Annotated in this window: 14 protein-coding genes; 8 read left to right on the plus strand and 6 right to left on the minus strand. The window is 73.4% G+C overall.

Annotation, left to right across the window (positions count from 1 at the left end; genetic code table 11):
• The first annotated feature begins 9 nt into the window (after positions 1-9).
• From ACDF64_RS02700 to mnhG, 6 genes are read left to right on the plus strand one after another with little or no spacing between them, the layout of a single operon-like run.
• The gene (locus ACDF64_RS02700; protein WP_394553266.1) at positions 10-3030 is read left to right on the plus strand and encodes a Na+/H+ antiporter subunit A; all 3021 of its coding nucleotides are present in this window, start codon (positions 10-12) and stop codon (positions 3028-3030) included.
• Positions 3027-3479, plus strand: a complete 453-nt coding sequence (locus ACDF64_RS02705; RefSeq protein ID WP_394553267.1) for an NADH-quinone oxidoreductase subunit K — start codon at positions 3027-3029, stop codon at positions 3477-3479. The genes ACDF64_RS02700 and ACDF64_RS02705 overlap by 4 nt, the downstream gene beginning before the upstream one ends.
• Positions 3476-5086, plus strand: a complete 1611-nt coding sequence (locus tag ACDF64_RS02710) for a Na+/H+ antiporter subunit D (protein WP_394553268.1) — start codon at positions 3476-3478, stop codon at positions 5084-5086. The genes ACDF64_RS02705 and ACDF64_RS02710 overlap by 4 nt, the downstream gene beginning before the upstream one ends.
• The gene (locus tag ACDF64_RS02715) at positions 5083-5706 is read left to right on the plus strand and encodes a Na+/H+ antiporter subunit E (protein WP_394553270.1); all 624 of its coding nucleotides are present in this window, start codon (positions 5083-5085) and stop codon (positions 5704-5706) included. The genes ACDF64_RS02710 and ACDF64_RS02715 overlap by 4 nt, the downstream gene beginning before the upstream one ends.
• Positions 5703-5975 (plus strand): monovalent cation/H+ antiporter complex subunit F, encoded by a 273-nt coding sequence (locus ACDF64_RS02720; RefSeq protein WP_394553271.1) that lies wholly within the window; start codon positions 5703-5705, stop codon positions 5973-5975. Before ACDF64_RS02715 ends, ACDF64_RS02720 begins: the two co-directional genes overlap by 4 nt.
• Positions 5972-6370, plus strand: a complete 399-nt coding sequence (gene mnhG, locus ACDF64_RS02725) for a monovalent cation/H(+) antiporter subunit G (RefSeq protein ID WP_394553272.1) — start codon at positions 5972-5974, stop codon at positions 6368-6370. The genes ACDF64_RS02720 and mnhG overlap by 4 nt, the downstream gene beginning before the upstream one ends.
• A gap of 98 nt (positions 6371-6468) precedes the next feature.
• Here mnhG and ACDF64_RS02730 read toward each other — a convergent pair whose 3' ends face one another.
• From ACDF64_RS02730 to ACDF64_RS02750, 5 genes are read right to left on the minus strand one after another with little or no spacing between them, the layout of a single operon-like run.
• Positions 6469-7230, minus strand: a complete 762-nt coding sequence (locus ACDF64_RS02730; RefSeq protein WP_394553274.1) for an ABC transporter permease — start codon at positions 7228-7230, stop codon at positions 6469-6471.
• On the minus strand, positions 7227-7955 hold the full coding sequence (locus ACDF64_RS02735; RefSeq protein ID WP_394553275.1) for an ABC transporter ATP-binding protein: 729 nt from the start codon (positions 7953-7955) through the stop codon (positions 7227-7229). Before ACDF64_RS02735 ends, ACDF64_RS02730 begins: the two co-directional genes overlap by 4 nt.
• The gene (locus tag ACDF64_RS02740; RefSeq protein WP_394553276.1) at positions 7952-8551 is read right to left on the minus strand and encodes a TetR/AcrR family transcriptional regulator; all 600 of its coding nucleotides are present in this window, start codon (positions 8549-8551) and stop codon (positions 7952-7954) included. Before ACDF64_RS02740 ends, ACDF64_RS02735 begins: the two co-directional genes overlap by 4 nt.
• A gap of 49 nt (positions 8552-8600) precedes the next feature.
• Positions 8601-9182 (minus strand): dihydrofolate reductase family protein, encoded by a 582-nt coding sequence (locus ACDF64_RS02745; protein ID WP_394553277.1) that lies wholly within the window; start codon positions 9180-9182, stop codon positions 8601-8603.
• 50 nt (positions 9183-9232) lie between these two features.
• On the minus strand, positions 9233-9616 hold the full coding sequence (locus ACDF64_RS02750; protein WP_394553278.1) for a hypothetical protein: 384 nt from the start codon (positions 9614-9616) through the stop codon (positions 9233-9235).
• Between the two features lie 100 nt (positions 9617-9716).
• Between ACDF64_RS02750 and ACDF64_RS02755 the strand changes: the two genes are divergently transcribed.
• Positions 9717-11846 (plus strand): RecQ family ATP-dependent DNA helicase, encoded by a 2130-nt coding sequence (locus ACDF64_RS02755; protein ID WP_394553279.1) that lies wholly within the window; start codon positions 9717-9719, stop codon positions 11844-11846.
• A gap of 7 nt (positions 11847-11853) precedes the next feature.
• Positions 11854-12759 (plus strand): arginase family protein, encoded by a 906-nt coding sequence (locus ACDF64_RS02760; protein ID WP_394553280.1) that lies wholly within the window; start codon positions 11854-11856, stop codon positions 12757-12759.
• A gap of 18 nt (positions 12760-12777) precedes the next feature.
• Here the strand turns inward: ACDF64_RS02760 and ACDF64_RS02765 are convergent, their stop codons facing one another.
• Complete coding sequence (locus tag ACDF64_RS02765; RefSeq protein ID WP_394553281.1) at positions 12778-13620, minus strand: SGNH/GDSL hydrolase family protein; 843 nt, start codon at positions 13618-13620, stop codon at positions 12778-12780.
• Positions 13621-13692 lie beyond the last annotated feature (72 nt).

Consider the following 13692-nt stretch of genomic DNA (forward strand, 5'->3'; position numbering starts at 1 on the left):
GGAGGTTGGATGTTCGTCAGCCTCGCCGCGTTCGGCGCCCTCTCGCTCGTCGCGCCCCTCCTCACGAGGCTGCTCGGCCGGCGCGTGTTCCTCGTCCTCGCGGTCCTGCCCGCCACCGTCTTCGGTGTGCTCTGCACGACGCTGCCGGCGGTCCTCGGCGGCACGCCCGTGGTCGAGTCGGTGCCGTGGATCCCCTCGCTCGGGATCACGCTGACATTCCGCCTCGACGCGCTCTCGCTGCTCCTCGCGCTCATCGTGACGGGTATCGGCGCGCTGGTCCTCGCCACCTGCACCTGGTACTTCACCGACCGCGAGCCGGCGCTCGGGCGGTTCGCCGCCCTGCTGCTCGCCTTCGCGGGGGTCATGCTCGGCCTCGTCACGGCCGACGACGTGTTCGTGCTCTTCACCTTCTGGGAGCTCACGAGCGTGCTCTCGTACCTCCTCATCGGGCACTACACGGGCCGCAAGGAGAGCCGCGGCGCGGCCCTGCAGGCGCTCACCGTGACCACGTTCGGCGGCCTCGCGATGCTGGTCGGGCTCGTGGTGCTCGCGGTCGCGGGCGGCACGACCTCGCTCTCGGCGCTGGTCGCCGACCCGGTCACGGGCGCGGCGGGCGAGTGGGGCGTCGCGCTCGTGCTCGTCGGCGCGATCTCGAAGTCGGCGCTCGTGCCGTTCCACTTCTGGCTTCCCGCGGCCATGGCCGCGCCGACCCCGGTCTCCGCGTACCTGCACGCGGCCGCGATGGTGAAGGCCGGCGTCTACCTCGTCGCGCGCCTCGCCCCCGGCTACGCCGACCTCTCGGCGTGGCATCCGATCGTCGTGATCCTGGGCGTGTTCACGATGCTCGTGGGTGGCTGGCGCGCGCTGCGGCAGGTCGACCTCAAGCTGCTGCTCGCGTACGGCACGGTCTCGCAGCTCGGCTTCCTTGTCCTCGTGACCGGGTTCGGCACGCGGGACGCGGCGCTCGCCGGCGTCGCGATGCTGCTCGCGCACGCGCTGTTCAAGGCGGCGCTCTTCCTCGTCGTCGGCATCGTCGACCACGCGGCGGGCACGCGCGACCAGCGGCGACTCAGCGGCCTCGGCCGCCGGATGCCGGTCGTCGCGACCGTCGCGTTCCTCGCCGCGGCGAGCATGGCCGGGATCCCGCCGCTCCTCGGGTTCGTCGCGAAGGAGGCCGTGTTCACGGCGTTCGTCGAGGTCGCCGCGGGCGGAACCTCGGGCCTCGCGGCCTGGGCGTGGCTCGCGCTCGTCGGCGCGTTCCTCGGCTCGGTGCTCACGGTCGCCTACACCGTGCGGTTCGTCTGGGGCGCGTTCTGGACCAAGCCGGAGGTCGCGCCGACGCCGCTGCACCGGGGCAGCCCTCTCGCGGTCGCCGCGCCCGCGATCCTCGCGGCCGCGAGCCTGGTCGCCGCGTTCGCGATCGGCTGGATCGAACCGCTCCTCGCCGCGTACGCCGACGAGCTGCCGGGCCCGCACGAGTACCACCTCGCGCTCTGGCACGGATTCGAGCCGGCGCTGTGGATCTCGCTCGCGGTCTACGCGCTCGGTGCGCTGCTCGTGCTGCGGCGCGCGCGGGTCGCGCGCATGCAGGCGTCGGTGCCGGTGCTCGTCGACTCGAGTCGCGGCTACCTCGGGATCGTCTCGGCGATCGACCGCCTCGCGGCGCGACTCACGAGCCTCATCCAGCACCAGGGCCTGCCCGGCTACCTCGGCATCATCGTCACGGTCTTCATCGGCGGGCTCGGGCTCGCGGCGGTCATGAACACGACCTGGCCCGACCACGTGCGGCTCTGGGACTTCCCCTCGCAGCCGGTCATCGCCCTCGTCATGGCCGCGGCCGCGATCGCGGCCGCCGTCGTGCGCCAGCGCCTCACCGCGGTCCTGCTCGTGAGCGTCACCGGCTACGGGCTCGTGCTGCTGTTCGGCATGTCCGGCGCACCCGACCTCGCGCTCACGCAGGCGCTCGTCGAGACGATCGTGATCGTGGTGTTCGTGCTCGTGCTCCGACGCCTGCCCAAGCAGATCGCGGTGCGGAACCCGCCCGTCCACCGCGTCGCGCGCATCGTCACCGGGGTGCTGTCGGGCGTCGTGATGGGCGTCATCGGCCTGGTCGCCCTCGGCGCGCGCGTCGAGCCGACCATCGCCGGGGGCCTGCCCGCCCTCGCGGTCGAGGCGCACGGCACCAACATCGTGAACGTCATGCTCGTCGACATCCGGGTCTGGGACACCCTGGGCGAGATCTCGGTGCTCATCGCCGTCGCGACGGGCGTCGCGAGCCTCATCTTCGTGAAGGGCCGCACCGGCGGGGCGCCCCGGCTCGACGTCGAGATCGACCGACGCGACCGGCTGCGCCCCGTGCCCGAGCTCGCGTCGAGCATCCGCGCGGCCAAGCCGAGCGTCGCCGAGGTCGCCGGCGAGACGGATGCCGCGGCGGAGGCCGCCTCGACCCGGCAGTCGTGGCTGCTCGCGGGCCGCACGCTCTCGCCGAGGTCGCGCTCGATCCTCATCGAGGTGCTCGTGCGCCTGCTCTTCCACCCGGCGATCATCGTGTCGGTGTACCTCCTGTTCGTCGGCCACAACGCGCCGGGCGGCGGCTTCGCGGGCGGCCTGCTCGCGGGGCTGGCCCTCGTCGCCCGCTATCTCGCGGGCGGCCGGTACGAGCTCGGCGAGGCCGCGCCGATCGACGCCGGGAAACTGCTCGGCACGGGCCTGCTGCTGGCCGCGGGCACCGCGACCGCGCCCCTGCTCTTCGGGGCGACCGTGTTCGAGTCGGCCTGGTTCGAGGCCGACGTCCCCGTGCTCGGCACGCTCTCGATCGGCACGTCGACGGTGTTCGACGTCGGCGTCTACCTCGTGGTCGTCGGCCTCGTGCTCGACATCCTCCGCTCGCTCGGCGCCGAGGTCGACCGCCAGCAGGAGGAGGCCGACGAGCAGACGGACGACGACCCGGGCGCCCCCGGGGCCGACGGGCCCGGCGACACCGGCGTGCGCGCCGCGGGCGCCGGCGCATCCTCGGAGGTGCGCGCATGACCGCCTCGCTGACCCTCGTCGTGCTCATGGCCGTGATGTTCGGCGCGGGCATCACGATCATGCTCGAGCGCAGCCTCACGCGCGTGCTGATCGGGTTCCTGCTCGTCGGCAACGCGGTGAACATCCTCATCTACCTGATGAGCGGTACGCCGGGCCTCGCGCCGATCCTCGGCGAGGGCGTCGACGCGGGCGAGATCTCCGACCCGCTCCCGCAGGCGTTCGTCCTCACCGCGATCGTGATCAACCTCGGCATCACCGCGTTCATGCTCGCGCTCATCTACCGGTCGTGGTGGCTCGCGCAGCTCGGCGACGCGGGCGACCTGCTCGAGGACGAGGCCGACCTCGCCGATGACGCCGTGGAGGCCGAGGACCTCATCCGGTCCTCCGCGGCCGACGACCACGCGATCCAGGAGCTCCTCGAGGCCAGCGACGAGGAGAGGGCACCGTGACCGCGCTCGTCCCCCTCGTCGTCCTGCTGCCGCTGCTCGGCGCGGCCGTCGCACTCATCCTCGGCCGGCATCGGCGCGCCCAGATGGCGGTGTCCGCGAGCGTGCTCGCGGCGGTCGCGGTGATCGCGGCCGTCCTCCTCGGGGCCGTGGATGCCACGGGCGCGGGCCTGACCGTCGCGATCGGCGGGTGGGAGCCGCCGTTCGGCATCGTGCTCGTCGTCGACCGGCTCGCGGCGACCATGGTGCTCGTCTCGTCGATCGTGCTGCTCGGCGTGCTCGTGTACGCGGTCGGCCAGGGCATCGCCGACCAGCACCGCGAGACGCCGGTCTCGATCTTCCACCCGTCCTACCTGATCCTGTCGGCGGGCGTGTTCGACGCGTTCGTCGCGGGCGACCTGTTCAACCTGTACGTCGCATTCGAGATCCTGCTGTCGGCGTCGTACGTGCTGCTGACGCTCGGTGGCACGGGCGAGCGGATCCGCGCGGGCGTCACCTACATCGTCGTGAGCCTCGTGTCGTCGCTGTTCTTCCTCTCGACGCTGGCCCTGCTCTACGGCGCGACCGGCACGGTCAACATCGCCCAGCTCTCGGTGCGGATCGCCGGGCTCCCCGACGACGTGCAGCTCATCCTGCACCTGATGCTCCTGCTCGCGTTCGGCATCAAGGCCGCCGTCTTCCCGTTGTCCTTCTGGCTGCCGGACTCCTACCCGACTGCGCCCGCACCCGTGACGGCGGTGTTCGCTGGCCTGCTCACGAAGGTCGGGATCTACGCGATCCTGCGCACCGAGACGACGATCTTCGTCGAGAGCGACCTGTCGGCGCTCCTGCTCGTCGTCGGCGGGCTGACGATGCTCGTCGGCATCCTCGGCGCCCTGACCCAGGCCGACGTGAAGCGCTTGCTGTCGTTCACGCTCGTGAGCCACATCGGGTACCTGGTGTTCGGCATCGGCGTGGGGACCGAGCTCGGCTACGCCGCGACCGTGTTCTACGTCATCCACCACATCACGGTGCAGACCGCGCTGTTCCTCACGACCGGCCTCATCGAGCGCGTCGGCGGCTCGACCTCGATCACGCGGCTCGCGGGGCTGCTGAAGGCGTCGCCGCTCGTCGCGGTCCTGTTCTTCATCCCGGCGCTCAACCTGGGCGGCATCCCGCCGTTCTCCGGGTTCCTCGGCAAGGCGGGCCTGTTCCTGGCCGGCGGCGAGGCGGCCATGGGCGCGGATGCCCCGGGCGGCGCGCCCTGGCTCACGTGGGCGGTGATCGCGGCCGGCGCCGCGACGTCCCTCATCACGCTGTACGCGCTCACGCGCTTCTGGAACATGGCCTTCTGGCGCGGCCGCGACGAGCTCGAGGGCTACGAGTCGGTGCTGCTCGAGCAGGTGCAGGAATGGCCGGATGCCTCGGGCGGAGTCGCGACCGGCCGGCGGGCCGCGACCCGCACGCGGACCCCCGTCCTCATGGTGTCCGCGACGGTCGCGCTCGTCGCCGTGACGGTCCTGCTCACGGTGTTCGCGGGCCCGCTGTTCGAGCTCGCCGGGCGCACCGCCGCAGACCTGGCCGACCCGGCCGCGTACGTCGCCCTCGTCTTCCCCGGAGGCGTGCGATGAGCGGCGCGCGCGAGGAGACGCGCCGCCCGGCGGGCGAGTTCTCGCCGTGGCGGGCCGTCTGGCGCCAGCTCCCGCTGCTCGTCGCGCTCGTCGCGCTGTGGCTGCTGCTGTGGGACCACATCGACGTCCTCACCGTGGTGACGGGCGTGCTGCTCGCGGTCGCGGTCACGCGCGTGCTCTACCTGCCGCCCGTGCTGCTGAGCGGACGCTTCAACCCGTGGCGGGGGCTCCTGCTCGGCCTCCGGATGATCGCCGACGTGTCCTTCGCGTCGCTGCAGGTCGCGGCGTTCGCCGTCGATCCGCGCTGGCGGCCGATGAACGCCATCATCTCCGTGCAACTGCTCACGCGCAGCGACCTGGTCACCACGCTCACGGCCGAGGCGATCTCGGTCGTGCCGGGCACCGTCGTCGTCGACATCGACCGCGAGCGCGGACTCCTGTACCTGCACGCGCTCGGCACGCGGACGCAGGCCGACGTCGAGCGCGTCCGGCGCGACGTGCTCGGCACCGAGGAGCGCATCGTCCTCGCGATCGGCACGCACGACCAGGCCGAGGCGATCCGTGCGGCGCGGCGCGAACGCCGGAGCGCCGCACGCGCGGCCAAGGGAGGGAACGCATGACCCCGCTCCAGATCGTGGGCCTCGTTGCGGGGGTGATGTTCGGCATCGGCGCGGTCGCCGCGCTGATCCGGATCATCCGCGGCCCGTCCATCCTCGACCGCGCGCTCGCGACCGACGTGCTGCTCGCGATCTCGATCTGCGCGCTCGGGACCGAGATGGCGGTGAACCGGCACGTCGACACCATGCCGGTGCTGCTCGTGCTCGCCATGTTCGCGGTCGTCGGGTCGATCGCGATCGCCCGCTTCGTCGCGAGGCAGGACCGCGCATGAGCCCGACGGACGTGGTCGTCGCCGTGGCCGTGCTGGTCGGCGGATTCCTGTCGCTCGCGGCGGGCATCGGCATCCTGCGCTTCCCCGACGTCCTCACGCGCTTGCACGCGGCGACGAAGCCGCAGGTGCTGGGCCTCGCGCTCGTGCTGCTCGCGATCGTGCTGCGCGTGCCGACGTGGGGCGTCGCCTCGACCGCGGTGCTCGTCATGACGTTCCAGCTCCTCACACAGCCCATGACCGCGCACATGCTCGGCCGGAGCGCCTACCGCACCGCCCACGTGCGGCGCGACCTGCTCATCGAGGACGACCTCGAGCGCGACATCGAGGCCCACGCCGACGAGTCCGCCCCGCCCGATGGGGTCGAGGAGGGCGCGAAGCCCCCGGTGGTCGAGTAGGGCGCGAAGCACCCCACCCAGTGATCGAGTAGGGCGCGAAGCACCCCACCCGGTGGTCGAGTAGGGCGCGAAGCACCCGCATCGAGACCCACCCACCCTCACCGATCCAGCTGCAGCCGCGCCCACATCCACGCGGTCAGCGCGCCGAACGCGAGCGGCACCGTCGCGACCAGCGCGAGCGCGGCGGGCGGCACGGTCGCCGGGTCGAGCGCCCACAGCGCGGGCGTCACGAACGGCACCCACACGCCGATGCCGACGACCGCGCACACCTGCGCGACGACGAGGATCCCGATGCCGACCGCGATCCCCGGGAGCAGCCCTCGCCACGCCGTCGCGGCGACGGCGACGGGCGTCGCGAGCACGGCCGTGAGCATCACGAGCGCAGGAAGGCGGAGCACCTGCCCGATCCCCGACGGGTCGTCGACGGCGACCCCGGCGGCGATCCCGACGGCGAGCACCGCGCCCGTCGTCAGGATCGCCGTGACCGCCGCCCAGGCCAGGTACACCGCGAGCTTCGCGAGCGCGGTGGTGGCGCGCGGGATCGCGGTGGCGAAGAGGCCGACGACCGTGCCGTCGGCGAACTCGCGGCCGAACAGCCAGCTCACGAGGATCGCGTCGCACAGCAGCCCGCCGGCGGCGAGGATCTGCGTGGCCGTGCCGACCAGGGCGGCCCAGCCGCCCTGGGCCGCGACCGGGCCGAGCTTCGCCACGAGCTGGGGGTCGCCGGATGCCGCGCCCGCGAGCATCCCCCCGGCGAGCGCCGCGAGTCCCACGGCGAGGAGGATCGCGACCGTCCACGGCACGCGGGACGCGACCGCCTTCTGCGCCTCGACGGCGACCGCCGTCCGGAACGCGCTCATGCCGCACCCCGCACGAGGTCGTCCTGGAGGACCAGGTCGAAGAAGTCGTGCTCGAGGCCTGCGTCGCCAGGTGGCAGCGTGCCGATCAACCGGCCGTCGTTCATCACGGTGATGCGGTCGGCGATGCGCGCGACCTCGTCGAGGTGGTGGCTGGAGACGAGGATGCCGGCGCCGGCTGCGGCGCGCCGCAGGATCGCCTCGCGGAGCAGGATCACCCCGGCCGGGTCGAGCGCGTTGGTCGGCTCGTCGAGCACGATGAGCGACGGGTCGTGCTGGAGCGCCGCGCCGAGGCCGACGCGCTGCCGGTTGCCGAGCGAGAGCCGCCGAGCGCGGACCCCGGCGTACCGGCGGAGGGCGAGTTCGTCGAGCACCCGCTCCGCGGCGGCCGACGCCTCCGCGCGGCCGAGGCCGTGGAGGCGCGCGGCCAGCCGGAGGTTCCCCGCGACGTCGAGGTCGGGGTAGGCGAACGGATGCTCCACGAACTGTCCGACGCCGGCCCAGTCGGCGGGTGCGAGGTCGTCGATCGGGCGGCCGGCGATCCGCACCTCGCCGGCGTCGGGGCGGAGCATCCCGAGCATCAGGCGCATGAGCGTGGTCTTGCCGGCGCCGTTCAGGCCGACGAGCGCGTGGATCTCGCCGGAGCGGACCTCGAGGTCGAGCCCGCGCACGCCGGCGCCGCCGCGGAAGCCGCGGGTGACGCCGCGGAGTTCGGCGACCGTGCTCATCGCCGGCCTCCGTCGGGATCGAGCACGTCGAGCGCCCGCTCGACCGCCGCCGCGAGCCCGATCGACTCGTCGGCCGCCCATGCGAACATCGCGGAGACGAGCGCGGCGAGCACGGCTGCGACCGCGACGGCCGCGTCTGCCGGGTCGGCCCCGTCGGCGACGAGCCGGTCGACCATCGCCCGTTCGGTGTTGCCGGTGGAGCGCCACATCGCCCCGCGGAGCGACGGGGTGCCGGCGGCGACGCGGATCCGACGCCGGATCGCGGGCTGGTCCGGCTCGGGCACGTCGCGCCAGGCCTCTCGGAGGCCGCGGACCGCGCGTACGAAGGCCGGCTCGTCGGCCGGGCGAGCCCCGATCGCGTCGGCGAGCAGCGGGTCGTACGGGTCCTCGAGGAGGAGCGCCTCCTTGGAGGGGAAGTGCCGGAAGAAGGTCATCTCGGTGACGCCGGCCGCGCGCGCGATGCTCGCGACGGTGGTCGCCTCGTAGCCGTCCCGCTCGAACAGGTCGAGGCCGCACTCCAGGAGCCGCGCGCTCGTCCGCTCGCGCTTGCCGGTCGCACGGCTCGGGCCCGCGACCGGGTCGGTGGTGGTCGTCATGCCGTGAATGTTAGTCACTCACATTTGAAGCCGCAAGCGTTCCCACTCGTCAACGGCGCACCCGATAGCGCAGGTGCAGCACCCGGTGGCCCTGGACCACGAGGTCCGGGTCCTCCAACACGTACTGCGCGTCGACCGACCCGAAGTAGCGCTTGCCGGAGCCGAACATCACGGGTGCGACGTCCATGCGCACCTCGTCGACCAGGCCCGCCGCGAGCACCTGCCCGCCGACGTCGCCGGCGGCGACCTCGACGATGCGGTCGCCCGCGAGTTCCTGCGCCGTGGTCACGGCTGCTTCGATGCTGCCGACGAAGTGGAACGGCGACTCGGGGTCCCAGCCCTCGGGCGCCGGCCGGTGCGTCACGACGACGACGTGGTCGATCCCGCTCGGCGGCGTCCCGTCCCAGCCGTCCGTGATGTCGAAGACGTGGCGGCCGACGATCGTCACCCCGATCCGGTCCCAGTAGGGCCGGATGTGGTCGTAGGACGCCTGCGACACCTTCAGGACACCGCCGTCGTCCAACGGCACGTCACCGCTGACCAACCACTCGAACAGCGGACCGGGATCGTCGTTCTCCGCCGCGATGAAGCCGTCCACCGAGACCGACGCATTCATGACCACGGTTCCCATGGGGTCCTCCTCTGTCTGAGTCCCCGGTCTTGCGGTGTCATGAGGGCCGCCTACCCGCGCCCGCGGACCCGGTCGCTGCGCGCCAGGAACGTCGCGCCGATGATCGTCACGAGGCAGAATGCCGCGGACGCGATCGTGCGGACCGTGTCGCCCTGGGTCGCGCTCACGAACGCGTCGATGCCCTGCACGATCGTGAGCACGACCGCCACCGCGAGCAGCGCGTCGTCGGAGCGGAACAGCGGTGCGATCATCGCGACCACCACGATCGCGACGCTCCGGGATGCCGCGTACCAGGGCCCGGCCTGCTCGAAGCCGCCGACCGCGACCACGTCGGCGATCGTGTACCAGACGCTCACGATCGCGCCGATGAGGACGAGCGCGTAGCAGATCCAGAACGCCGCTCCGCGTGCGGCCACGGCCTTGGTCTCGGTCATGCGCCCAGCGTGGGGCGGAGCGCGGGCTCGGTCGCGGCGGCGCGCCGACGAGGGCGGATGTCCGCAGGCGGCTGTCGGCGGCATCCGCGATGCTGGGGGGATGACCCCCACCGCGACCGGCACGCGCGAGGCCGCCCTCGCCGCTCTCCGCGACCTCGTCGGCCGCGACGACGCCGAATTCCACGACGGCCAGTTCGAGGCGATCGAGGCGCTCGTCGAGGGGCGCCGTCGCGCGCTCGTCGTGCAGCGCACCGGGTGGGGCAAGTCGGCGGTGTACTTCGTCGCGACCCTGCTGCTGCGCCGGGCGGGCGCCGGGCCGACCGTGCTCGTGTCCCCGCTCCTCGCGCTCATGCGCGACCAGGTCGCCGCGGCCGAGCGCGCCGGCGTTCGCGCCGTGTCGATCAACTCGACGAACGCGCACGAGTGGGCCGACGTGCTCGCGCGTCTCGACGCCGACGAGGTCGACGTGCTCCTGGTCTCCCCCGAGCGGCTCAACAACCCCTCGTTCCGCGAGCAGCAGCTTCCCGCGCTCGTGCGCCGCATCGGCATGCTCGTGGTCGACGAGGCGCATTGCATCAGCGACTGGGGCCACGACTTCCGGCCCGACTACCGGCGACTGCGCGACCTGATCGCGCAGATGCCCGCCGGCGTGCCGGTGCTCGCGACGACCGCGACGGCGAACAGCCGCGTGGTGGCCGATGTCGCCGAGCAGCTGGGCGCCGACCTCGGCTCGGCCGGCTCGAGCATCGGCGGCGAGGTGCTCACCATCCGCGGTCCGCTCGCGCGCGCGTCGCTCCGACTGGGCGTGCTGCGCCTGCCGGATGCGGCGACCCGGCTGGCGTGGCTGCTGAGCCACCTCGACGACCTGCCCGGGTCTGGCATCATCTACACGCTCACCGTGTCGGCCGCGGAGGACACGGCCCGTCTCCTCCGCGAGCGCGGGCACGAGGTGCGCGCGTACACGGGCCAGACCGACCCCGACGAGCGGGTCGAGTCGGAGGGCATGCTGAAGCGCAACGAGGTGAAGGCGCTCGTCGCCACCAGCGCCCTCGGCATGGGCTTCGACAAGCCCGACCTCGGCTTCGTGCTGCACCTCGGCGCGCCGTCGTCGCCGGTCTCGTACTACCAGCAGGTCGGCCGCGCGGGTCGCGCGAGCGACAACGCCGACGTGCTGCTCCTGCCCGGCCCCGAGGATCGCGCGATCTGGCAGTACTTCGCGACCGCGTCGATGCCCGACGAGGAGCGGGCGGCCCGGGTGATCGACGAGCTCGCGTACGCCGGCGGCCCGGTCTCGACGCCCGCACTCGAGGCCCGCGTCGACCTGCGCCGCACCCCGCTGGAGCTGCTCCTCAAGGTGCTCGACGTCGACGGGGCGGTGCAGCGCGTCGCCGGGGGATGGGTCGCGACGGGCACACCGTGGACGTACGACCGCGAGCGCTACGCCCGCATCGCCGCCGAACGCGAGGCCGAGCAGCAGCACATGATCGAGTACGAGACGACGACCGGGTGCCGCATGGAGTTCCTCCAGCGCTCGCTCGACGACGACACCGCTGCGCCATGCGGCCGCTGCGACTCGTGCGCCGGCGCCTGGTTCCCCACCGAGTTGGCGGCCGGGGCGGTCGACACGGCCGCCGGCGCGATCGACCGGGTGGGCGTGCCGATCGAGCCGCGCAAGCAGTGGCCGACGGGCGCCGACCGGCTCGGCGTGCCCGCGAAGGGCCGCATCTCCCCGGGCGAGCAGGCGACCGAAGGCCGCGCACTCGCCCGGCTCACCGACCTCGGCTGGGGCAACGCGCTCCGGTCGCTGCTGGCCGCGGGCACGGCGGATGCCCCGGTGCCGGCGCCCGTCCTCGCGGGGTGCGTGCGCGTGCTGGCCGAGTGGGGGTGGGCCGAGCGGCCCGTCGCCGTCGTCGCGATGCCCTCGCGGAGGCATCCGCTGCTCGTCGACTCGGTGGCACGCGGCCTCGCCGACGTCGGCCGCCTGCCGTACCTCGGCGAGCTCGGGCTCGTCGACGGCGGCCCGACGGGCGAGCCCGGCGGCAACAGCGCGTTCCGGCTCGCCGGCGTCTGGGGCCGCTTCTCCGCCGCGAGCCTCGACGTCCCCGAGGGTCCGGTGCTGCTCGTCGACGACCTGGCCGACAGCCGGTGGACGCTGACCGTCGCGGCCCGCACGCTCCGGGCGGCAGGTGCTACCGCGGTGCTGCCGTTCGCCCTCGCCCTGCGCGGGTGAGTGCCACGTGATCGCGATCATCGCGGCCCCGTCGAACCTCGGCCTCCGGCCGCCCGAGCCCGGCGGCGTGCCGGGCACCGCGAAGGCACCGGAGGCGCTCCGCGAAGCGGGCCTGTGGCGTGCACTCGAGGCCGATGGCGCACGCGATGCCGGGGTGGTGCTCCCCGGCCGGTACGTCGACGACGAGGGTCGCCGACCACCCGGGCACGCACGCAACGAACCGCGGCTGCTCGCCCACGCGCGCGCCCTGTCGAGCCGGATCCGCGCGACGATCGAAGCGGGCGACGCCCCGCTCGTCATCGGCGGCGATTGCAGCCTGCTCCTCGGGGCCGGTCACGCACTGGCCGGCACGGGCGCCGGACTCGTGCACGTCGACGGCCACACCGACTTCCGCCATCCGGGCAACGTCGCCTCGTGGGGGGCGGTCGCGGGCGAAGACCTCGCGGTCGCGATCGGTCGGCATCGTGCCGAACTGGCCGACCTCGACGGGCGCGGCCCCTACTTCGACGCGGCACGTTCGGTGCACGTCGGCTGTCGCGACGACGACGAGTACCTGGGCGAGGCGCGCGACCGGCTGGCAGAGGTCATCCCGGCGAGCCTGGCCCGACGCCTCGGCATGCCCGAGACCGCGGCGCGGGCGATGACCGCCGCGGACGGACGGGGCGGCTACTGGCTGCACGTCGACGTGGACGTGCTCGACGAGGCGGTGATGCCCGCGGTCGACAGCCCCGAGCCCGGCGGCCTGGCGGCAGCGGACCTCGTCGACCTCCTGCGGGCGCTCGCGCCTCGGGCGGTCGGCGCCGAGATCACGGTGTTCGATCCGGATCTCGACCCCGACGGCCGGTACGCCGCGGTGCTGCGCGACGTCATCGTCGAAGGATGCCGCGACCTCGGCCGTGCGCGGTCGGACTGAACCCGAGCGCTCCGGCCGCTACGGCCGCCCGTACGGCGTCAGCGGCCAGGTGAGCTCCGCGAGCTTCGCCTGTCCCGAGATGCTCGGGTGGAAGTAGTCGAGGATCGAGATGTGGCTCGACGTGAACGCGAAGTTCGCGATCGTGCCGCCGTCCCACGTGCAGCGCGGCCCGTACGCGGCGCATGCCGCGGCGAGCACGCCGTTGTAGGCGTCCACCTGCAACTGCACCGTGTCGCGTCGCTGCACGTCGGCGGTGGCCGTGCTCGTCGGCCGGACGAGCATCGACTGGCAGATCCGCGCCGCCGCCCACACGAGCCGCGCCGAGGACTTCGCCTTGCTCACGTTCCAGAGCTGCTTCAGGTTCGGGATGGATGCCACGAAGATCCGCGTGTTCGGGAGCTTCTGGAGCTCGGTGAACGCGGCCGCGACCTGCGTCTGGAACAGCCCGGTCGGCGTCATCCCGGCCACGGTCGAGGTGCAGGCGTCGTTCGCCCCGATCTGCAGGGTGACGTACGCGGGCTGCTGCAACACCGCCTGCTGCGCCTGCGCGAGGAGCCCAGCCGCCTTCACGCCCGACACCGAGTCGTTGTACACGACAAGTCCCGGCACGCCCTTGGCGCGGATCCTGCTCGCGTGCGAGTTCACGGAACTCACGGTGCCGGTCGACCAGCTGTAGGTCGGGCAGTTCCGGTAGCCGCACGAGTCGAGCGCCTGCGAGATCGAGTCGCCGAGCGCCGCCATCGACGCGGGCGGCGGCTCGGGTGTCGCGACGGCGGGGCCGGCGACGGTGCCTGCGAAGACGAGCGCCACGGCGGCGGTCGCGGTGAGGATGAGGCGGCGGAGGCGTCGCGCAGCGGACATGGTGCCTGCCTTTCGTGAGGTGCCAGGCCACGACAGGAAGGGCTGACGCGGAACGACGACGTTCGCGCGGGA

The organism is Agromyces sp. MMS24-JH15, from assembly GCF_043518605.1.
Lineage (GTDB): Bacteria > Actinomycetota > Actinomycetes > Actinomycetales > Microbacteriaceae > Agromyces.

What these genes read in the sequence shown, in the direction of transcription:
- ACDF64_RS02750 (WP_394553278.1), bottom strand. Translation starts at nt 9,616, where the DNA reads ATGACCGAGACCAAGGCCGTGGCCGCACGCGGAGCGGCGTTCTGGATC.
- ACDF64_RS02730 (WP_394553274.1), bottom strand. Translation starts at nt 7,230, where the DNA reads ATGAGCGCGTTCCGGACGGCGGTCGCCGTCGAGGCGCAGAAGGCGGTC.
- ACDF64_RS02740 (WP_394553276.1), bottom strand. Translation starts at nt 8,551, where the DNA reads ATGACGACCACCACCGACCCGGTCGCGGGCCCGAGCCGTGCGACCGGC.
- ACDF64_RS02715 (WP_394553270.1), top strand. Translation starts at nt 5,083, where the DNA reads ATGAGCGGCGCGCGCGAGGAGACGCGCCGCCCGGCGGGCGAGTTCTCG.
- ACDF64_RS02705 (WP_394553267.1), top strand. Translation starts at nt 3,027, where the DNA reads ATGACCGCCTCGCTGACCCTCGTCGTGCTCATGGCCGTGATGTTCGGC.
- ACDF64_RS02735 (WP_394553275.1), bottom strand. Translation starts at nt 7,955, where the DNA reads ATGAGCACGGTCGCCGAACTCCGCGGCGTCACCCGCGGCTTCCGCGGC.
- mnhG (WP_394553272.1), top strand. Translation starts at nt 5,972, where the DNA reads ATGAGCCCGACGGACGTGGTCGTCGCCGTGGCCGTGCTGGTCGGCGGA.
- ACDF64_RS02700 (WP_394553266.1), top strand. Translation starts at nt 10, where the DNA reads ATGTTCGTCAGCCTCGCCGCGTTCGGCGCCCTCTCGCTCGTCGCGCCC.
- ACDF64_RS02745 (WP_394553277.1), bottom strand. Translation starts at nt 9,182, where the DNA reads ATGGGAACCGTGGTCATGAATGCGTCGGTCTCGGTGGACGGCTTCATC.
- ACDF64_RS02720 (WP_394553271.1), top strand. Translation starts at nt 5,703, where the DNA reads ATGACCCCGCTCCAGATCGTGGGCCTCGTTGCGGGGGTGATGTTCGGC.
- ACDF64_RS02765 (WP_394553281.1), bottom strand. Translation starts at nt 13,620, where the DNA reads ATGTCCGCTGCGCGACGCCTCCGCCGCCTCATCCTCACCGCGACCGCC.
- ACDF64_RS02755 (WP_394553279.1), top strand. Translation starts at nt 9,717, where the DNA reads ATGACCCCCACCGCGACCGGCACGCGCGAGGCCGCCCTCGCCGCTCTC.